Below are 19281 nucleotides of genomic sequence, written 5' to 3'. Positions count from 1 at the left end.
TCGGCCGTATGCCCGCGTCGACCGCACGATCCGGAGGAGGCCCCAAGCCGGGGCGCCGGAAGAAGCGGCGGGGCAGAAGGCTCAAGACGGTCGACGAGACGTCGGCGGGCGGCCTGGTGCTCGACGGCGAGCAACGGGCCGCGGTGATCGGCAGACTTGACCGGCGCGGCCGGTTGCTGTGGTCTTTGCCGAAGGGTCACATCGAGGCAGGCGAGACCGCGGAACAGACCGCGGTGCGCGAGGTCGCCGAGGAGACCGGTATTCATAGCAGGGTGGTTCGCCCGTTGGGGTCGATCGACTACTGGTTCGTCGCTGACGACCGCCGGGTGCACAAGACGGTTCACCACTTCCTCCTCGAAGCGCTGGGGGGAGAGCTTTCCGACGAAGACGTGGAGGTCACCGAGGTGGCGTGGGTGCCACTCGGCGAGCTGGACGAGCGACTCGCGTATGCCGATGAGCGCCGTCTGGTCCGCCGAGCAGCCGAACTGCTCGCCGACCGCTGCCGGAACGGGGCGGAGTCGGCGTGAGCCTGAGGAAGCTGTTCTGCACAGCCGCTGTCGCCGCGTGCCTGGTGACCGTCACGCCGCCCGCGGGCGCCGTCGAGCAGTCACAGCCGGACGAGATCGACGCGCTGCCGTTCATGCCCGCGCCCGCCACCCAGGTGTGGGCGACGAGAACCCTCTCCGCGCAGCCGGGCCAGCAGCAGCCGCAGTTCCTGCGGCTCGACATCGCCCAGCTCACACCCCGGTTCGTGACGGGTGACTCACCGAGCACCGTCAAGATCACCGGCAAGATCGTCAACGTCGGCGACCGCAAGGTGTCCGACATCGTGCTGCGCCTGGAGCGCGGCGAGCCGCTCGAGTCCGAGGACGACCTGCGCAAGGCGTTGCGGGAGCCCGCGGCGGCCGAGTTCATCCAGCCGAACTTCACCAAGGTCGCCGACGCGCTCGAGGCAGGCCAGCAGCAGGACTTCACGCTCGAGGTGCCGTTGCGCGGGAATGCGCCCACCTCGCTCGCGATCGAGCAGCCGGGCATCTACCCGATCCTCGCCAACATCAACGGCCGTCCCGACTACGGCGGCCAGGCGCGGCTCGCGGCCCTCTCGACGCTGCTGCCCGTGCTGGGCGTGCCCGGCGGCGAGACCAAGGGCAGGCCGGGCGCCGCGGCGAAGCTCACCGTCCTGTGGCCCATCGCGGACCGGCCCCGGCTGGTCAGGACCGGCGGCGAGGGTCAGTCCGAGCTGGTCGACGACGAGCTCGTGGCGTCGCTCTCGGCCACCGGACGGCTCTACGGCCTGCTGCAGGCCTACGAGCAGGCGATCGGGTCCATGAGCACCTCGATGTGCCTGGCCATCGACCCCGACCTGCTGCGCACGATCCAGGCGATGAGCACGGGCTACCGGGTACGCGGTGGCGTCGAGGGCACGGGCAGGGCCGAGGCGAAGCTGTGGCTCGACCGGCTCAAGCTCGCCGTCACCGGCCGTTGCGTCGTCGCGCTGCCGTACGCCGACGCCGACCTCGTGGCGTTGAACAGGGCGAAGCTCACGAACATGCGGACGCTCGCGCTGACCGACGGCCCCAAGCTCATCCAGCAGATCCTCGGCGTCCAGCCGCTGCCGGACTTCGTGTGGCCAGAGGACGGCGTGCTGGACCAGCCGACGTTCGACGAGCTGACCACGCCCCAGCCCGAGCAGAAGTACGCGGGCATGAAGTCGGTCCTGCTCGACCCGACGGGCCTGGCCGACGCGCCCGGCACCGGTCCGGTCGGCATCGCGGGTCAGCACCCCGTGACCGCCGTGAAGATCGACTCGATGGTCTCGGACGCGCTGCAGGGAAGTGCCTCCAGGCCGCGCACGCTCTCCGGTGTAACCACGCCGGTCGAGAGCCAGCCGGTGTCGGTGCAGAACGCGCTGTCGGTGCTGGTGTTCCGCGCCGGCTGGCAGGGCGACGGCCGAAACGTGCTGGTCACGCCGCCGCGCCGGTGGAACGCGCCGCTCTCGGAGATGACCGAGTTCCTGAGCACCGCCCAGCGGTTGCTCGCCAGCGGCTACGCGACCCAGACCGGTCTCGAGGAGCTGACCAAGGCCACGCCGACGGTGACGACCGCCAAGGTCACCTACCCGCCGGAGGCCGGTGCGCGTGAGATCTCCGCCACCATCGCCGACGCGGTGACCAGGCAGAGCGCCGAGCTCAACGGCATGGTCGCGTCGATGCAGCAGGAAGACAGCGAGCACGCCACGCCCGGCGACCTCTCCGACCCGCTGTGGCTCGGCCTGCTGCGCGCGATGTCCGGCGCGTGGCGGTCGAACGAGGAGGGCGCGCGGTCCACCGCGTACATCAGCCAGGCCGAGCTGAACTCGCTGACCGGCATGGTCGGTGTGACTCCGCCCGCGAGCCCGATCCTGCTCGGCTCCGGCGACAGTCCCATTCCCGTCACCATCACGAACAAGCTCGACGTCCGCGTCACCGTGCGGATCGTGCTGGCCGACACGCCGGGCATCCGCAAGCTCGACCTCGCTGACCAGGTACTTCCCGCCCGCGGCGAGCGCGTCGTGCGGGTGCCGGTCGAGGTGCTGCGGTCCGGCAGGTTCCCCGTCAACGTCCGGCTGACCACTCCCGAGGGCGTCGCTCTGGGTGACACTGTCAAGCTGGAGGTGTCGTCTTCCGCCTACGGCACCATCACGGTGATCGTCACCGTGATCGCCGCGATCGCGCTCGTCCTGCTTTCCGGACGACGCATCTACAAGCGGGTCCGTGCTCGCAACGGCGAGAACGGCGGCGACGCACCGTCCATCGAGAACGTCACACCGGAGAAGTCGAGCGCGTGAGCGAGACAGCCACGACCACCGAACCAGAGCAGCAGAAGCAGGCACCTTCGGTCGCGAAGGCCAGCGGCTCGATGGCGATCGCGACGATCGTCAGCCGAGTCACCGGCCTGCTGTCGAAGGTGCTGCTGGTGGCCGTCCTCGGCGCCGGCTGGCTCAGCGACTCGTACCAGGCGGCGTCCACGCTGCCGACGATGATCAACGAGCTGCTCCTCGGCGGCATCCTGACCAGCGTGGCGATCCCGCTGCTGGTGCGGGCCGAAAAAGAGGACGGCGACGGCGGTGAGTCCTACGCCCAGTGGCTGATCAGCATGGGCACGGCCATCCTCGGCGTCGGCACGATCATCGCCGTGGCGTGCGCACCGCTGCTCACGGACCTCTTCATCTCCGACACGGGCGACGCGAAGCCCGAGGTCGTGACCGCGTTCGCGTACCTGATCCTGCCCGGCATCGTGTTCTACGGCCTGACCGCGCTGATCAGCGCGGTGCTGAACGCCCGGCACGTGTTCGGCCTGCCCACCTGGGCGCCGGTGCTGAACAACGTCGTCGTCATCGGCGTGCTCGCCGCCTACGCGTTGCTGCCCGGCGATCTCACGATCAACCCGGTGCGGATGACCGACACGCACCTGCTGGTGCTCGGTCTCGGTACCGCGCTCGGCGTGGCCGTGCAGGCCGCCGTGCTGATCCCGGCGCTCAAGAAGACCGGCTTCCGGTTCAAGTGGCGGCTCGGCTGGGACTCGCGGTTGTCGGAGTTCGGCGGGCTCGCGTTCTGGGTGCTGCTCTACGTGGCCCTCGGTTTCGCCAGCATGACCGTGCTGACGAACGCCGCGACCGAGGCCGGCGGAGCGCTCACCGCGTTCAACTTCCAGTGGCTCATCGCCCAGGTGCCCTACGGCGTGCTCGGCGTGTCGCTGCTGACGGCGCTGATGCCGAGGATGAGCCGGTCCGCCGCGCACGGGGACAACGACCAGATCGTCCGCGACCTGCTGTTCGGCAACCGCATGTCGACGATCCTGCTGATGCCGTTCAGCGCGCTGATGACCGTCTCCGGGGTGGCGATCGGCATCGCGGCCTTCGGGTTCGGCCGGTCGGGTGTCGAGGGCGGTACCGGCATCGGCATCGCGCTCGCCATGTCCGCGTTCGGGCTCGTGCCGTACGCGATCACGCTGCTGCAGCTCCGGGTCTTCTACGCGATGAAGGACGCCCGCACGCCCACGCTGATCCAGGCGCTGATCGTGGCGGTCCGGATCGGGTTGATCTACTTCTTCGTCGCGGTGGCCAAGCCGGAGCAGCTCGGCGTCGGCATGTCGCTCGCGATGTCGCTCAGCTTCGTCTTCGGCGCGGTCGTCGGTCAGGTGTGGCTGCGGATCCGGCTCGGCCGCCTGCGCACCGGTTTCACGATCTGGACCGTCTGCCTGACCGTCGTCGCCTCCTCGCTGGCGTTCGCGGTGGCCACCGGAGCCAACTGGCTCGTCCAGCACGGACTCGGCCTGTCGGACGCGTCCACCAAGACCGAGGTGGTCGTGGCCAGCTGGGTCGAGGTCATCGTGGTGACGTTGATCGGTCTGCCGCTCGCGTTCGGCCTTTTGGCGGCATTCCGCGTACCCGAGATGAAGCCGGCCATCGACAAGATCAACCAATTGGTGCGGCGGCGGTGACTCCGGGCTGTGAGCGTCGTCCCGTACCCTCGTGCCCGTGAGTAGCGGAGTTCACGCCGCCCTGGTCCCCGGCGGCGTCATCGGCAACGGCCGCTACCGCCTGCTCGCCAAATCAGGCGCGGATGATCGTTCCAAGGCAGAGCTGTGGCGAGCGAGGGACGGTCAGCTCAACCGCGACGTGGCGCTGACGGTGCTGCTCGGAGACCTGGCCGACAACGACGCCGCGGCTCGTGCGCGCCGAACGGTCGAACGTGCGATGCACGCCGCGTCGTTCACGCACCCCGGTGTCTCCAGGGTCATCGACGTCCTCACGCCCGGCACCGGAATCCGGCCGGACGAGGGCATCCTCGGCATGGTCGTCGCCGAGTGGACCCAGGGCACCGACCTGATGGACCTGATCGCGGAGGGCCCGCTGCCCGCGGGCGCCGCCACCCGCCTGCTCGAACCGCTGGGCGCCGCCATCGAGGGCGCGCACCACGCCGGTCTCGTTCTGGGCGCGGATCACCCGCAGCGCATCCGGGTCACCTCGGACGGCCGCCTGCGCCTCGCGTTCCCCGGTCCCAGGCCGGACGCGATCGCGCGCGACGACGTCAAGGGCCTGGGCGCGATCCTGTACCTGCTGCTCACCGGCCGGTGGGCGCTGCCGGGCGGCCCCGGTGGCGTGCCGGTCGCCCCGACCGGGCCGGACGGGTCTGTCGTGGCACCGAACGCGCTGCACCCGTACCTGCCGCACGAGCTGTCGTCCGTCGCGGTGCGTTCGCTGGAAGACACCTCGGTGGGCGGTATCCGCACGTCGGCGGCCATCCTGCAGGTGCTCAACCAGATCGCGGCCGAAGAGGCCGAGACCTCGCTGATCCCCGCCGTGTCGGCGTCCCGCTCGCGCGCCGACGATGACGACGCCGTGGTGTGGACGACGCAGCGCCCGGTGCAGGACAAGCAGCAGAAGAAGAAGCTGTGGATCAGCGTCGGCGTGCTCGCGCTGGCCACGCTGACCGTGATCGTGTGGCTGAGCGTGCAGATCGTCGGGTTCTTCAGCGACGAGCCCTCCCGTGGCGGCGGCCCGACCGTGGTGATCAACCAGCCGGGGTCGAACGGCCAGACCGCGCCCGTGCCCACGCCTGCCGGACCGGTACAGCCGGGCCGGATCGGCGTCTACGACGTGACGAACCAGCCGGACAACGCGAACCAGGCGAGCCGGGCGGTCGACAACAACGCGTCCACGTTCTGGCGGACGGACAACTACTTCCAGCAGTTCCCGACCCTGAAGCCCGGCATCGGGCTGATGGCCTCGTTCGCCGAGCCGGTGCGGCTGGCGTCGGTCACGATCACCTCGCCCAGCAAGGGCACGCACGTCGAGATCAGGGTGGCCTCTGCGCTGGACGCGCCGCTGGAGGAGACCAAGGTCATCGGGGTCGCGGACCTGTCGGACGGGCAGACGCAGATCCAGCTCAACGAACACGAACCGACCGGTCACGTGCTGATCTGGATCACGCAGCTGACGAACTCCGGTGGCGGCAAGAACCAGTCCGAAATCCGCGAGATCCTCTACACGCGAGCCCAGTAGAACTACCTCGGCACCGTGGGTAGCCCTGTCCGGGTGATCTGTGATCGTCCTCGCTAAAGTGCGTCCCGTGACCGCCGCAGCCAGCTCGGACGCCGATCTCATCTCGGCCCACGCCGCAGGTGACCCCTACGCGTTCTCGGAGCTGGTGAAGCGCCACCGCGACCGGATGTGGGCCGTGGCGCTGCGCACGCTGCGGGACCCCGAGGAGGCCGCGGACGCGCTGCAGGAGGCGTTCATCTCGGCCTTCCGCGCGGCCTCGTCGTTCCGCGCGGAGTCACAGGTCACCACCTGGCTTCACCGGATCGTGGTCAACGCGTGCCTCGACCGGATGAGACGGCGACAAACAAGACCGACAGTGCCGCTGCCCGAGGCCGGCCCCGGTGAGCCCGTCGCGCCCCGTGACGCGATGAGCGACCGCGAGACCAGCCTGATGGTGCAGGAAGCGCTGATGGAGCTGCCGGAAGAGCAGCGGGCGCCCATCGTGCTCGTCGACGTCGAGGGCTACTCCGTCGCGGAGACGGCGAAGATGCTCGGCATCGCGGAAGGCACGGTCAAGAGCAGGTGCGCGCGGGGTCGCGCCAAGCTAGCCAAAGTTCTCGGGCACCTCAGGAACCGAATCGCAGATGCGAACGTCCCAGCTGACGGTGTGAATGTGCAAGAGCAACGTCAGTGGGAGGGCCGATGACCGGCATGGAGCGCGTGCCGATGGGTCCGCCGTGGTCGGTAGACCTCATCGCGGACCTGCACGCGGGCGTGCTGCCCCCTGAGGTCGCCGCACAGCTGCGCCCGAGGGTCGAGGCGGACGCTGAGGCCAGGGAGATCCTGCAGGCGCTGGACGCCACGCTGGAGGACCTGCAGGCGTTGCCGCCGATCCCCATGCCCGACCACGTGGCTGCCCGGATCGACGCCGCGCTCGCCGCCGAGGCCCGTCCCGCCGCACCCGTCGTGTCGCTGGACGACGCGCGCAAGCGCCGCAACCGCAGGCTCGGCCTCGGTGGTGCCGGCGTGCTGGTCGCGGCCGCCGCCGCGTTCGGCATCGTGCTGGCCGTCTCCCCAGGTGGGCAGCAGGCGAACACCCCGCCGGCCGCGCAGGAGAGCCCGAAGCCGTCCTCGAACGTGACCGCCCCGCCGCTCGCGTTGAGCAGCGACCAGCTCGGCTCCGCGGTCAGCGACGTGCTCAAAGCGCAGAACTTCGGCCCGCTGGAGACCCCGGACCGCCTCGCTGGCTGTCTCAAGGGCGGCGGCATCACGAGCTCGGGCAACCCGCTGGGCATCAGCCCGATCACCCTCGACGGCAAGGACGCCGTGATGGCGATCCTGCCCGCCGGTCTCGGGCAATATCGCCTGGTCGTGCTGGATCCGAAGACCTGCGGACCGGACAAGCCCGAGGGCGTCCTCGCGAACACCACGATCGGCGCTCGGTAGTCGCTCAAGTCACGGAATTAGCTACACCTACGATCCGTTGAGCCAGACAGACGACGAGATCGAGGAGTTGCTGGGGCCGTGAGCGTGCGCAACGTGATCATCATCGGATCAGGGCCTGCGGGCTACACCGCGGCGGTGTACGCCGCCCGTGCGCAGCTCGAGCCCCTGGTCTTCGAGGGTTCGCAGTACGGCGGCGCCCTCATGACGACGACCGAGGTCGAGAACTACCCGGGCTTTCGCGACGGCATCATGGGCCCCGAGCTCATGGAGCAGATGCGCGAGCAGGCTCAGCGCTTCGGTGCCGAACTGCGTGCCGAGGACGTCGAGTCCGTCGAGCTGACCGGTGAGATCAAGAAGGTCGTCGCCAACGGCGTCGAGTACGAGGCCAAGGCGGTCATCCTCGCGATGGGCGCGGCGGCCAGGTACCTGAACATCCCCGGCGAGCAGGAGCTGCTCGGCCGCGGTGTGTCGGCCTGTGCGACGTGCGACGGCTTCTTCTTCCGCGACCACGACATCGCGGTCGTCGGTGGCGGTGACACGGCGATGGAGGAAGCGACGTTCCTCACCCGCTTCGCCAAGTCGGTCACGGTCATCCACCGCCGCGAGGAGTTCCGCGCCTCCAAGGTCATGCTCGAGCGCGCCCGCGCCAACGACAAGATCAAGTGGCAGCTGAACACCCAGGTCACCGACGTGCTGGGCGACGGAACGGTGTCGTCGATCAAGATCAAGGACACCGTCACCGGCGCCGAGTCCGAGATGCCGGTCACCGGCTTCTTCCTCGCGATCGGCCACGACCCGCGCTCGTCGCTGGTCAAGGGCCAGGTCGACCTCGACGAGGAGGGCTACGTCCTGACGAAGGACAAGTCCTCCTACACGAACCTGGACGGCGTGTTCGCGGCAGGCGACCTCGTCGACCACGAGTACCGCCAGGCGATCACGGCCGCCGGCTCGGGTTGCAGCGCCGCGATCGACGCGGAACGGTGGCTCGCCGAGCACGGCGAAGAGCATGCGGAGATCGCCGCCGAGGCTGTCGGCGGCGGCTACGGCAAGAGCAACTGAAGTTTCTTCAAGGCTTTAGGGAGAGAACATGGCAGGCGCCACCGTCACGGTGACCGACAAGTCGTTCGCGGACGACGTGCTGACCAGCGAGAAGCCCGTTCTGGTCGACTTCTGGGCGACCTGGTGCGGCCCGTGCAAGATGGTTGCGCCGGTGCTGGAGGAGATCGCCGCCGAGCACGGCGAGAAGCTCACCGTCGCCAAGGTCGACATCGACGCGAACCCGGCGATCGCCCGTGACTACCAGATCATGTCCGTGCCGACGCTGATCCTGTTCCAGGGCGGCCGTCCGGTGAAGCAGATCGTCGGCGCGAAGCCCAAGGCAGCGCTGCTGAAGGACCTGCAGGACGTCCTGGCCTGACGAAAAAAGTTGCATGGGCTAAGAAGTCCAGTGCAACGCGCAACGTGACCCGCCCGTCTACCGATAAGACGGGCGGGTCACGCTTGTTCGGTACCGGGAACGTGATCTCGGTGCGACTGTGAGTAGCCCTGCATCGATCACTTAGCGCAGCAGGGCACAATGAGGACTTCCCAACTGACGCGCCGACCAAGTTCGGCGCCCTAGTCGAGCGAGGGTGCATGCAGCTGCTCCGCCGCGGGGACGTCGGAAGTGATGTTGCCGAGATCCGGTCGACCCTGACCAGGCTCGGAATGCTTCCGCCGACCGACCCCCAGGCGCCGCCGGTGTTCGACCAGCAGGTCGAGCACGCCGTGCGAGCGTTCCAGCAGCAGCGGGGGCTGATCATCGACGGCATCGTCGGCCCGGCGACCTACCGCGCGCTGCGCGACGCGACGTTCTCACTCGGCGACCGCCCGCTCGCGTACCTGATGTCGCAGCCGACCACCGGCGACGACGTGCTGATGCTGCAGGAACGCCTGCTGGAGCTGGGTTACGACGCCGGCCGCGCGAACGGCGTGTTCGGCCAGCAGACCGAGCAGGCGCTGAAGAACTTCCAGCGCGACTACGGCCTGATCGTGGACGGCATGTGCGGTCCTGACACCGTGCGCGCGTTGCGCCAACTGCAGCCGAAGGTCCGCGGTGGCCGTCCGGTGCTGCTGCGCGAGCAGGAACGGGTCCGCAGCGCGGGTTCGCGTCTGTCCGGCAAGCGGATCGTCATCGACCCAGGCCACGGCGGGCAGGACCGCGGTGTGGTCGTGGACGGCGTGTCCGAGGCCGACCTGATGCTGGACCTGGCCCGCCGCCTCGAGGGCAAGATGGCCGCCACCGGCATGGAGGCGCTGCTCACGCGTGGTCCGGCGAACTGCCCGGACGAGGCGGAGCGCGCCCGGTTCGCGAACGAGGCAGGCGCCGACCTGATCCTGTCGTTGCACGCCGACGGCAACCAGTCGCCGAACGCTCAGGGCGTGGCGACGTTCCACTACGGCACCGGCAACGGCACGTCGTCGACCGTGGGCGAGGCGCTGGCAGGGTTCATCCAGCGCGAGGTCACGGCCCGCACGTCGATGCAGAACTGCGGTTCGCACCCGAAGACGTGGGACCTGCTGCGGCTCACCCGTTGCACGGCCGTCCGCGTCGAGGTGGGCTACCTGACGAACGCCGACGACCGCGCGCGGCTGGCCACGCCCGGCTTCCGCGACATCGTGGCCGAGGGCATCCTCGTGTCCGTGAAGCGTCTCTACCTGCTCGGCAAGGACGACCAGCCGACGGGCACCTTCACGTTCAACGACCTGCTGCGCTACGAGATGGCCAAAGGCTAGATCTCAGGCGTGAAAAAGGGCCCCCTCCGCCGTGGAGGGGGCCCTTTTCGCGTGATCAGACGGGGCGGAAGCTCGGTTCCGCCGTCGAAACGGTGACGCTGTTGAGGAGGCGTTCGAGAGCGGCCTCGACGTCTTCCTTCCACGTGATGGCGCTGCGCAGTTCCAGACGCAACCGGGGCCAGCGCGGATGCGGCCGCACGGTCTTGAACCCAACGCTCGTCAGGAAGTCCGCGGGCGTGACGCAACTGGACTCTTCATCGTCCGGGCGCATGTCACCGAACGCCTCGATGGCCTTCACGCCACGACGCGTCAGATCCTTCGCCACGGCCTGAACGAGCACACGTGCAAGCCCGCCCCCTCGGAACTCAGGGAGGACGTCCAGCGACGTCATGAGGACCGCGTCCGGGCTCACCGGGGACGTGGGGAAGGCAGAACTGCGCGGAACAGCGGCAGGAGGTGCGTAGAACACCGAACCGGCAGGAATCCCGTCGCAGTAGATCAGGCGGCCGCACGAACCCCATTCGAGCAGGACGCTGGAGACCCAGGCTTCCTTCTCGAACTCCGTGTCGCCGTATTCCTCCGCCTGTTCGCGCAGGTGAGGGGCCAACTCCCAGAAAACGCACGTCCTGCTGTGCTTGGAGAGATGCTCCAGGTTGTCCAGCGTGACGCCCACAACGCGTCGCGACACCCCGACCTCCACCCCTAAACACGCACAGTAGACCCGTACGAGGGTAGGCGAATGTGACGGAACCGGGAAGGCACGTGCCCTGAACGGGACGACGGTTACACTCGCTCGGGACAATTCCCATACAGGAGTCCCACATGACGATGCCCGGACAGCCCGCCAAGCAGGGCCCCAGAAGCCTTGACCCCCACCTTCGGCGCTACGCAGCGCGCACGGCAGGGATGACGGCGTCGGAGATCCGGGCACTTTTCGCAGTCGCGTCTCGTCCCGAGGTCGTATCGCTGGCCGGCGGCATGCCGCACCTGGCCGCGTTGCCCCTGGAGTCGCTGTCCGCGGAGATCGGCCAGTTGGTCGCCACCGAGGGTCTGGTGGCGTTGCAGTACGGCTCGGCGCACGGTGTTCCGTTGCTGCGCGAGCAGATCTGCGACGTCATGGCGATGGAGGGCATCAACGGCCACCCGGACGACGTGGTGGTGACGGTCGGCTCGCAGATGGGCCTCGACATGGTCACCCGCATCTTCTGCGACCCCGGTGACGTGGTGATCGCCGAGGGCCCGTCCTACGTGGGCGCTCTCGGCTCGTTCACGGCGTACCAGGCGCACGTCGTCCACGTGGCGATGGACGCTGACGGGCTCGTGCCGTCGTTGCTGCGAGAGGCCCTGGAGGCCTGCAAGCGCGCTGGCCAGCGCGTCAAGTTCCTCTACACGATCCCGAACTTCCACAACCCGGCCGGCGTGACGCTGGCGGTGTCGCGGCGGGCCGAGATCCTGGAGATCTGCCGGACCTACGGCGTGCTGGTCGTGGAGGACAACCCGTACGGGCTGCTCGGGTTCGACGGTCAGACGTATCCGGCGCTGCGGTCGATGGACCCGGACAACGTCGTGTACCTCGGGTCGTTCTCGAAGACGTTCGCGGCCGGTCTGCGCGTCGGCTGGGTGCTGGCGCCGCACGCGGTCCGCGAGAAGCTGGTGCTGGCGGCGGAGTCCGCCACGCTGTGCCCGCCCACGCTGAACCAGATGATCGTGTCGCGGTATCTCTCGACCCAGGACTGGAAGGGTCAGATCAAGACGTACCGGGAGGCGTACCGGGAACGCCGGGACGCGGCGGTGTCGGCTCTCGAGCAGCACATGCCGCAAGGTTCCACGTGGAACATTCCCGACGGCGGCTTCTACGTCTGGGTGACGGTGCCCGAGGGCATCGACACGAAGGCGATGCTGCCCCGCGCTGTCACGGCCCGTGTGGCGTACGCGTCGGGCACCGGCTTTTACGCGGACGGCTTCGGTTCCCGGCAGTTGCGGATCTCGTACTGCTACCCGACGCCGGAGCGCATCCGTGAGGGTGTCCGCCGCCTGGCGAACGTCATCGAGGACGAGATGCAGCTGCACGCGACGTTCGGGGCGACGCCGGGCCGTCAGCTGTCCGGTCCGCAGACCCCGTCGCCCGACACCGCCTGAATCTTTCTTTGGAGTTTGCTGTGGCTGACCGAATGGTCGCTGTGCTGTCCGGTGGGCTCTCCCACGAACGCGAGGTCTCCATCCGCTCCGGTCGCCGTCTGTCGGCTGCCCTGCGGTCGGTGGGCGTGACGGTGGAGGAGTGGGACGCCGACTCGTCGTTGCTGACGCGACTTCGTTCGAGCCGTCCGGATGCCGTCGTCGTCGCTCTGCACGGCGGGGAGGGCGAGAACGGGTCGGTGCAGGCGATCCTCGAGATGCTCGGGGTGCCGTACGTGGGCACCGACTCGCGGGCGTGCCGGCGGGCGTGGGACAAGCCGACCGCGAAGGCCGAGCTCGCTCGTGCCGGGCTGACGACGCCGGAGTGGGTCGTCCTGCCGCACGCGACGTTCCGCGAGCTGGGTGCCAAGCCGGTCCTCGACGCCATGGTCTCGACACTCGGTCTGCCGTTGATGCTGAAGCCGGATCAGGGTGGTTCGGCTCTCGGCGCTCAGGTCGTCACCGATGCCGCCGATCTGCCGGCCGCGATGGTCGGCTGCCTGGCGTACGGCGACACGGTTCTGGCGGAGCAGTTCATCTCCGGGGTGGAGGTGGCGGTGACCGTCGTCGACGGTGCCGATGGACCGACGGCTCTGCCCGCGGTCGAGATCGTTCCGGAGACCGGCGTGTACGACTACACCGCTCGGTACACGGCGGGGCTGACCGACTTCCACGCACCGGCTCGGCTGGACGCTGCCGCCGCCAAGGCGGTCGGGGAGCTCGCGGTCGCGGCACACCGGTTGCTCGGGCTGCGGGACGTGTCGCGAACCGACGCGATCGTGGCCGAGGACGGAACCGTCTACTTCCTCGAAGTGAACGTGTCGCCCGGGCTGACCGAGACGTCGCTTCTGCCGATGGCCGTCGAGGCGGCGGGGCAGTCGCTGGGCGAGATTTACGCCGGTTTGATCGAGCGCGCTGTCGCTCGTTGATCTCTCTTCATAGGTGACGCCCCGTAGCTTTTCAGCTGCGGGGCGTCATCGTCACCGTGACATAAGGCCCGTGGGTGATCCTATGGACCTACTCCGATGCCCGAATTGTCGCTTCTGGGCTCATCAGTCCGATGATCCTTTCAAGATCGTCAACTGACCCGAATTCGACGACGATCCGGCCTTTTCGCTGCCCGAGTTCGACCTTCACGCGGGTGTCGAAGTTGTCGGAGAGACGCTCGGCGAGCTCCTGCAGACCGGGTGCGTGCATCTGCTTGCGAGGAGCCTGCTTCGGCTTCGCGGGCTTCTCGTTCTTGGCGAGCGTCACCGCTTCCTCGGTCGCACGGACCGACATGCCCTCGGCAACGATCTTGGCGGCGAGGTCTTCCTGCGTGCCGGCGTCGTCGAGACCGAGCAGCGCCCTCGCGTGACCCGCGCTGAGAACGCCCGCCGCCACCCGTCGCTGCACGGGGAGGGGGAGCTTCAGCAGACGGATCGTGTTCGTGACGACAGGGCGGCTGCGGCCGATGCGGTCAGCGAGCTGCTCGTGCGTGACACCGAACTCCTCGAGCAGCTGCTGGTAGGCCGCCGCCTCTTCGAGCGGGTTGAGCTGGACGCGGTGGATGTTCTCCAACAGCGCGTCACGCAGCATCACGTCGTCGTTGGTCTGCCGCACGATCGCAGGGATCGTCTTCAGCCCGGCTTGCTGCGTCGCCCGCCACCTGCGCTCGCCCATGACGAGCTCGTAGGTGTCCGCGGTCAGCTCCCGCACGACGATCGGCTGCATGAGCCCGAACTCCTTGATGGAGAACGACAGCTCGTCGATCGCGTCCTGGTCGAACACCTGGCGCGGCTGCTTCGGGTTCGTCTTGATCGCGGTGACCGCGACCTCGCGGTAGACCGCGCCCGCGACCTCACCGATCGGCTGGGTCTTCGTCGCCCCGTTACCGGCCGCGGCGGGCCGGACCGTGCTGGGAGCACCGGGCGGAGGACCCTGCGGGATCAAAGCGGCCAGGCCGCGCCCGAGTCCGCCCTTGCGCTGCTCCGTCATGCGCCCTCCTCCTTGGCCCCGCGGATCGCGATCTCCTTGGCGGCGTCGAGGTAGCTCATCGACCCGCGCGAGCCCGGGTCGTACGTCAACACCGTCTGACCGAATCCTGGTGCCTCGGACACCTTCACGCTGCGCGGAATCACCGTCTTGAGGGCGACGTCGCCGAAGTGGCCACGCACCTCGCTGGTCACCTGGTCGGCGAGCTTGGTCCGCCCGTCGTACATCGTGAGGAGGATCGTGGAGATGCCGAGGTCCGGGTTGAGGTGCTGCTGCACGAGCTCGATGTTGCGCAGCAGCTGGCTCAGACCCTCCAGCGCGTAGTACTCGCACTGGATCGGGATCAGCACCTCCTGGGCGGCGACCATCGCGTTGACGGTCAGCAGGCCGAGGCTCGGCGGGCAGTCGATGAAGACGTAGTCCGGGTTGATCGCGTCGAGCGCTTCCGGGCTGAGCGCTTCCTTGAGCCGCGACTCACGGGCCACCATCGAGACGAGCTCGATCTCGGCGCCGGCGAGGTCGATCGTCGCCGGCACGCAGAACAGGTTCGGGGACGTCGGGCTGACCTGAGCCGCCTCGTCGATCGAGATCTCGCCGATGAGCACCTCGTAGACGCTCGGGGTGCCACTGCGGTGTTCGACCGCGAGCGCCGTGCTGGCGTTGCCCTGCGGGTCGAGGTCGATCACGAGCGTCTTGAGCCCGTGGATGGCGAGAGCGGCGGCGAGGTTCACCGTGCTCGTCGTCTTGCCGACGCCACCCTTCTGGTTCGCGACCGTGATCACCCGTCGGTGAGTCGGCCGGGGGAGCAGTGACTCGTCGGGGTGCAGCACGCTTGCCGCACGAGCCGCCTCTTCTGCAATCGGGGTCCACACCACGGCGCTGTCATCTCCGTTGTTGGTCGGCTTCGGCTTCTGCTGGGGTTCGGTTTCACGTGGAACATCGGCTGCCTGAAACTCCGGGTACACGCTCACCGATCCCTTCTGGTCTGGCGCTCGACGATCAGCACCGTCGTAGGCACCTCAAGTACATCGGCTCCCACCACGACCACCTCGCCGTTGACGCCCCCCATGCGTTCAACGGCGATCCCGTCGCGGTCGAGCTCCTCCTGCGCGCGCTCACCCTTGAGCGCCACCATCCGTCCGCCACCCTTGAGGAGCGGCAGGCACCACTTCGCGAGCTTCTCCAACGGAGCGACCGCCCGGGCAGTCACCACGTCGCAGTTCTTCAACTGGGCGCGCACCGGCCCCTCTTCGGCGCGCCCGCGCAGGACCGTCACGTTGTCGAGCCCGAGACGTTCCTTCACTTCCTCGAGCCAGGCGACGCGGCGCGCCATCGGCTCCAGCAGAGTGATCCTCAAGTCAGGCCGCGCGATCGCCAGCGGCACACCCGGCAGCCCCGCGCCCGAGCCTACGTCGACCACGCGCTCGTTCTGTTTGAACAACTCCTCGATCACCGCGGAGTTGAGCACGTGACGATCCCAAATCTTCTCGACCTCGCGAGGCCCAATGAGCCCGCGCTCGACACCGTGCTCCTGCAGGAGCCTGACGAACTCGGCGGCACGGTCAACGTGCTCACCGAAGACGAGCTTCGCGTTGTCGGGCAACTCCCCGGCCATGTTCTCCGTCCGTGAGCGTTTCACGTGAAACCACGCGGCGGCGACGTTCCGGCGGCCGGTGGAAAAGCTGGCGAATGCCAGGGCACCATCATGACGGATCGACCGTGCGCTCCGCCAAATCCTGAGCGCCGTTTCACGTGAAACTTGGGGGAAAGTTGCGTCCAACCATCTACACGGTCTCTCATCCGGGCCCCGGCACCGTCTCAACGATGTCCCACCCACCCGGCGGCGAGTTACTTCTGCCTTATGTTCACGGACTGCGCCGACTCGGAGTTGACGTCCTCGTGTCCGCCCAGACCGACGCGGAACGCGACGAGTGCTCGCTGGGGGAGCAGGCGGCGATCGTCACCTCTGCCGGGCTGACGTACGTGTGCGTGCCGATCGAGGACCGGACGGCGCCGCTCGGGCTGGAGGTCGTCGCGCCGGTGGCGGCTCTCTATTCGCGGTACCGGGAGGGCGCGCATGTGGTTCCACTGCTGGGCGGGGATCGGGCGGTCGTCGTTGCTCGCGGCTCTGCTGCTGGGGATGGACGGGGTGGAGCCGGCGGCGGCGTGGGCGATGATCTCGGCGGCGCGTGGGTTCCCGGTGCCGGACACTCGGCAGCAGGAGGAGTGGCTGGCTTCGTGGTGGGCGTCGCGGGGGTGACGGTTTCACGTGGAACAGTGCGCGGAGCTTGCTTGGGGGTGGGCCGCTCCGGGCGGGCGGGCCTGGCTTGCGAGGGCGGGTCGCTTGGGGTGGGCCGGCTTAAGCAGCGGGCCGTCTGGAGTGGACGGGTCCGCATGCGGGGCTGGCGTTTAGGGTGGGCGGGTCGGCTTGCGTGGGCTGGTCGCGTTCCAGCGGAGGGGTCGCCGATGCGGGGTGGTCGCCTTCCAGCGTGGGTGCGCGGGCACGGACGAGCGTTGGTTGCGTCATCGCCGCTTCGCGACGATTGCGATTGGGGCTTGACTTCGGGGCCCTTGCGAGGCGCTCATCGGCCTTAAAAAGCCGGGCATAGAAGCGCCCGGCCGATCCTCGACGCTAGCACCTCGCACCCAAAGTCAAGCCCCAATCGCCTGCGTGCGTGGGCGCGCTGGCACCGAACGCGTCAGTCATCACCGCTACCCGGCGCGCGCGGTTCGGACTGCTCGCTTCGCATCGCATCACCGACCCGTCGCCATATCGACATGTCACCACTCACCGCACAGCCGACACGCTGACTCCGTCGCGAGCCTGGCCCGAACCGAACGCAAGCGCCGCCAACCAGGCGGGCAACTCCAGCCAAACCACATGCGCCGCCGCCCCCGTCCGCCCCTCATCCCGCCTCGCCTCGCCCCGTCCCGCCTCGCCCCGTCTCGCCCCGCCCCGCCCCGTCTCGCCCCGCCCCGTCTCGCACCGTCCCGTCTCGCACCGTCCCGGCCCTGCTCCGCCTCGCCTCGTGTTGCCCACCCCGTCCCGCCTCGTCCCGCCTCGCGTCGCCTCGCCTCGCGTCGCCTCATCCGTCCCGTCCCGCCCAGCCTCGCCTCGCCCCCTCCGCCCCCTCCGCCCCCTCCGCTCCGCCCCGCTCCGCCCCGCTCCGCCTCGCCTCGCCTCGCCTCGCCTCGCCTCGCCTCGAGACAGCAAACGGCCCCTGGCTCCGAGAGGAGCCAGGGGCCGTTGGGCAGAACCCGTCAGGGCTTGGGGAAGATGATGACCCGCCGCTGCGGCTCCTCACCCTCGCTCTCGCTGTGCACACCCGCGATGGCGGCGACGGCGTCGTGCACGACCTTGCGCTCGAACGGCGTCATCGGGTGCAGGCGGGCGCGCTCGCCCGAGGCCACTACCTTCTCGGCGGTGGAGCGGCCCAGTTCGGCCAGTTCGGCTCGGCGGCCCGCTCGCCACTGGGCGATGTCCAGCATCAGGCGGGAGCGGACGCCCGTCTCCTGCTGCACGGCCAGGCGGGTGAGTTCCTGGAGTGATTCGAGGACGTTGCCGCGGGGGCCCACTAGCTTGGACAGGTCCTCGCCGCCGTCGATGCTGACGATGGCGCGGCCGCTTTCCACGTCCAGGTCGATGTCGCCGTCGTAGTCGAGCAGGTCCAGCAGGCGCTCGAGGTAGTCGCCCGCGATGTCGCCTTCCTGGACCAGCAGGTCTTCGGTCTTGCTCTGCGACTGCGGCTCGGCCGAGGCGTCGGCCTCAGCCTCTGCCGGCGACGACGCCTCCACGTCGTCGGTCGCCTGCAAGGTCTCCGACACGATGTCTCCTCTCCGGGGCAAACGCCCGAAATCAGCGGCGCTTCTTGCTGCCCGGCTTCTTGCTGGTGGATCGGCCCTGGATCAGGCCGGGAATCTCGGTGTTGGAGCTGCCGTTCGTGTCCGGCTTGGACGACGACGCGCCGCCGGGGCCCGCGGTCGGCATGCGCTTGGCGCCGTTGGCGGGCTTGGCTCCTGGGGCGGGCTTCTTCGGGTTGACCGGCTTGGCGCCCGGCTTCGGGGCGAGGGCCTGGCGCGTCTCCACCGCCGTGGCCTTCTTCTCCTCTTCCTCGGAGTCGATGCGCTTGTAGACGATGTGCTGCTGGCCGAGGGTCCACGCGTTGTTGGACAGCCAGTACATCAGGATCGCGATCGGGAAGAAGAAGCCACCGACCAAGACGCCCAGCGGGAAGATGTAGAGAGTCAGCTTGTTCATGATGGCCGTCTGCGGGTTGTCCAGCGCGGCCTGGTTCTGGCGGGCGACCGAGTGGCGGGCCGTGAAGTGGGTCGCGATGGACGCCACGATCATCAGCGGCACGGACACCAGGATCACGTTCGTGCGGTCGGTGCCGAACTGGGCGAGCTGCTCGGCGGGCATCGAGATGAAGGTGGAGAGGTTCGCGCCGAAGAGCTTGGCGTTGACGAACGACTCGACACCCTTCGCGTCGAAGAAGTAGACCTCGCCCCAGCCGGGCTTGAACGAGCGCAGCACGTGGAACAGACCGATGAACACCGGGATCTGCACCAGCATCGGCAGGCAGCCGCCGAGCGGGTTCACGCCGTGCTCGGACTGCAGCTTCTGCATCTCGGCGGCCTGGCGCTGGCGGTCGTTCGGGTACTTCTTCTTGATCTTCTGCATCTCCGGGGCGAACTCCTGCATCCGCCGCATGGAGCGCACCTGGCCGACGAACGGCTTGAAGAGGATGGCGCGGAGGGTGAAGACCAGGAAGATGACGGACAGCGCCCAGGCGAATCCGCTCGACTCACCGAAGACGTGGCCGAAAACCCAGTGCCAACACCACAAGATGAAGGACACCGGGTAGTAGATGAAGTTGAGCACGGAG

The 19281-nt window shown here is 68.8% G+C and carries 18 protein-coding genes; 12 read left to right on the top strand and 6 right to left on the bottom strand.

From position 1 onward, the window contains the following. The first annotated feature begins 8 nt into the window (after positions 1–8). The 9 genes from ABZ345_RS15940 to ABZ345_RS15900 all read left to right on the top strand — a co-directional run bounded on the left by ABZ345_RS15940 (position 9) and on the right by ABZ345_RS15900 (position 10246). Positions 9–527 (top strand): NUDIX hydrolase, encoded by a 519-nt coding sequence (locus ABZ345_RS15940; protein WP_359848163.1) that lies wholly within the window; start codon positions 9–11, stop codon positions 525–527. After that, the gene (locus tag ABZ345_RS15935) at positions 524–2827 is read left to right on the top strand and encodes a DUF6049 family protein (RefSeq protein ID WP_359848160.1); all 2304 of its coding nucleotides are present in this window, start codon (positions 524–526) and stop codon (positions 2825–2827) included. The genes ABZ345_RS15940 and ABZ345_RS15935 overlap by 4 nt, the downstream gene beginning before the upstream one ends. After that, entirely contained in the window at positions 2824–4482 is a 1659-nt protein-coding gene (gene murJ / locus ABZ345_RS15930) for a murein biosynthesis integral membrane protein MurJ (protein ID WP_359848158.1), read from the top strand. The genes ABZ345_RS15935 and murJ overlap by 4 nt, the downstream gene beginning before the upstream one ends. A gap of 37 nt (positions 4483–4519) precedes the next feature. Further along, the gene (locus tag ABZ345_RS15925; protein WP_359848155.1) at positions 4520–6046 is read left to right on the top strand and encodes a protein kinase family protein; all 1527 of its coding nucleotides are present in this window, start codon (positions 4520–4522) and stop codon (positions 6044–6046) included. 67 nt (positions 6047–6113) lie between these two features. Next, positions 6114–6731, top strand: coding sequence for an RNA polymerase sigma factor SigM (gene sigM / locus ABZ345_RS15920; protein WP_359848153.1), 618 nt, complete (start codon positions 6114–6116; stop codon positions 6729–6731). Next, positions 6728–7471 carry a hypothetical protein gene (locus tag ABZ345_RS15915; RefSeq protein ID WP_359848150.1) on the top strand — a complete coding sequence of 248 codons (744 nt, stop codon included), beginning with the start codon at positions 6728–6730 and terminating at the stop codon, positions 7469–7471. Before sigM ends, ABZ345_RS15915 begins: the two co-directional genes overlap by 4 nt. A 78-nt stretch (positions 7472–7549) precedes the next feature. Further along, positions 7550–8530: a thioredoxin-disulfide reductase gene (gene trxB, locus ABZ345_RS15910; protein WP_359848147.1), complete on the top strand. Its 981-nt coding sequence runs from the start codon at positions 7550–7552 to the stop codon at positions 8528–8530. Between the two features lie 28 nt (positions 8531–8558). Further along, positions 8559–8888, top strand: coding sequence for a thioredoxin (trxA, locus tag ABZ345_RS15905; protein WP_359848144.1), 330 nt, complete (start codon positions 8559–8561; stop codon positions 8886–8888). A 218-nt stretch (positions 8889–9106) separates the two neighbouring features. Further along, positions 9107–10246 carry an N-acetylmuramoyl-L-alanine amidase gene (locus ABZ345_RS15900; protein WP_359848141.1) on the top strand — a complete coding sequence of 380 codons (1140 nt, stop codon included), beginning with the start codon at positions 9107–9109 and terminating at the stop codon, positions 10244–10246. A 55-nt stretch (positions 10247–10301) separates the two neighbouring features. Here the strand turns inward: ABZ345_RS15900 and ABZ345_RS15895 are convergent, their stop codons facing one another. Next, positions 10302–10934, bottom strand: a complete 633-nt coding sequence (locus tag ABZ345_RS15895) for a GNAT family N-acetyltransferase (RefSeq protein ID WP_359848138.1) — start codon at positions 10932–10934, stop codon at positions 10302–10304. Between the two features lie 134 nt (positions 10935–11068). Here ABZ345_RS15895 and ABZ345_RS15890 point away from each other — a divergent pair, with 134 nt between their 5' ends. Both ABZ345_RS15890 and ABZ345_RS15885 read left to right on the top strand, forming a co-directional pair. Beyond that, on the top strand, positions 11069–12385 hold the full coding sequence (locus ABZ345_RS15890) for a PLP-dependent aminotransferase family protein (RefSeq protein WP_359848134.1): 1317 nt from the start codon (positions 11069–11071) through the stop codon (positions 12383–12385). A gap of 20 nt (positions 12386–12405) precedes the next feature. Continuing rightward, complete coding sequence (locus ABZ345_RS15885; RefSeq protein ID WP_359848131.1) at positions 12406–13350, top strand: D-alanine--D-alanine ligase; 945 nt, start codon at positions 12406–12408, stop codon at positions 13348–13350. Between the two features lie 88 nt (positions 13351–13438). Here the strand turns inward: ABZ345_RS15885 and ABZ345_RS15880 are convergent, their stop codons facing one another. From ABZ345_RS15880 to rsmG, 3 genes are all read right to left on the bottom strand, one after another. Next, positions 13439–14398, bottom strand: a complete 960-nt coding sequence (locus ABZ345_RS15880) for a ParB/RepB/Spo0J family partition protein (protein WP_359848128.1) — start codon at positions 14396–14398, stop codon at positions 13439–13441. Continuing rightward, positions 14395–15270 (bottom strand): ParA family protein, encoded by an 876-nt coding sequence (locus ABZ345_RS15875; RefSeq protein WP_359848352.1) that lies wholly within the window; start codon positions 15268–15270, stop codon positions 14395–14397. Before ABZ345_RS15875 ends, ABZ345_RS15880 begins: the two co-directional genes overlap by 4 nt. Before the next feature lie 92 nt (positions 15271–15362). Then, positions 15363–16010 (bottom strand): 16S rRNA (guanine(527)-N(7))-methyltransferase RsmG, encoded by a 648-nt coding sequence (gene rsmG, locus ABZ345_RS15870; protein WP_359848349.1) that lies wholly within the window; start codon positions 16008–16010, stop codon positions 15363–15365. A gap of 462 nt (positions 16011–16472) precedes the next feature. Here rsmG and ABZ345_RS15865 point away from each other — a divergent pair, with 462 nt between their 5' ends. Beyond that, positions 16473–16655: a hypothetical protein gene (locus tag ABZ345_RS15865; RefSeq protein WP_359848125.1), complete on the top strand. Its 183-nt coding sequence runs from the start codon at positions 16473–16475 to the stop codon at positions 16653–16655. A gap of 1001 nt (positions 16656–17656) precedes the next feature. Here ABZ345_RS15865 and ABZ345_RS15860 read toward each other — a convergent pair. Together ABZ345_RS15860 and yidC are read right to left on the bottom strand one after the other, a co-directional pair. Then, positions 17657–18220 (bottom strand): R3H domain-containing nucleic acid-binding protein, encoded by a 564-nt coding sequence (locus tag ABZ345_RS15860; RefSeq protein WP_359848122.1) that lies wholly within the window; start codon positions 18218–18220, stop codon positions 17657–17659. A 31-nt stretch (positions 18221–18251) separates the two neighbouring features. After that, positions 18252–19277 carry a membrane protein insertase YidC gene (yidC, locus tag ABZ345_RS15855; protein WP_359848119.1) on the bottom strand — a complete coding sequence of 342 codons (1026 nt, stop codon included), beginning with the start codon at positions 19275–19277 and terminating at the stop codon, positions 18252–18254. Positions 19278–19281: the final 4 nt, after the last annotated feature.

Origin of the sequence: Lentzea sp. NPDC005914, assembly GCF_040629405.1 — a bacterium.
GTDB lineage: Bacteria > Actinomycetota > Actinomycetes > Mycobacteriales > Pseudonocardiaceae > Lentzea.
This window is presented reverse-complemented; position numbering and strand designations above follow the sequence as displayed.

Coding starts and splice junctions, on each gene's coding strand:
- ABZ345_RS15940 (WP_359848163.1), top strand. CDS start 9: ATGCCCGCGTCGACCGCACGATCCGGAGGAGGCCCCAAGCCGGGGCGC.
- ABZ345_RS15915 (WP_359848150.1), top strand. CDS start 6,728: ATGACCGGCATGGAGCGCGTGCCGATGGGTCCGCCGTGGTCGGTAGAC.
- trxA (WP_359848144.1), top strand. CDS start 8,559: ATGGCAGGCGCCACCGTCACGGTGACCGACAAGTCGTTCGCGGACGAC.
- ABZ345_RS15900 (WP_359848141.1), top strand. CDS start 9,107: ATGCAGCTGCTCCGCCGCGGGGACGTCGGAAGTGATGTTGCCGAGATC.
- ABZ345_RS15890 (WP_359848134.1), top strand. CDS start 11,069: ATGACGATGCCCGGACAGCCCGCCAAGCAGGGCCCCAGAAGCCTTGAC.
- ABZ345_RS15880 (WP_359848128.1), bottom strand. CDS start 14,398: ATGACGGAGCAGCGCAAGGGCGGACTCGGGCGCGGCCTGGCCGCTTTG.
- rsmG (WP_359848349.1), bottom strand. CDS start 16,010: ATGGCCGGGGAGTTGCCCGACAACGCGAAGCTCGTCTTCGGTGAGCAC.
- ABZ345_RS15865 (WP_359848125.1), top strand. CDS start 16,473: ATGTGGTTCCACTGCTGGGCGGGGATCGGGCGGTCGTCGTTGCTCGCG.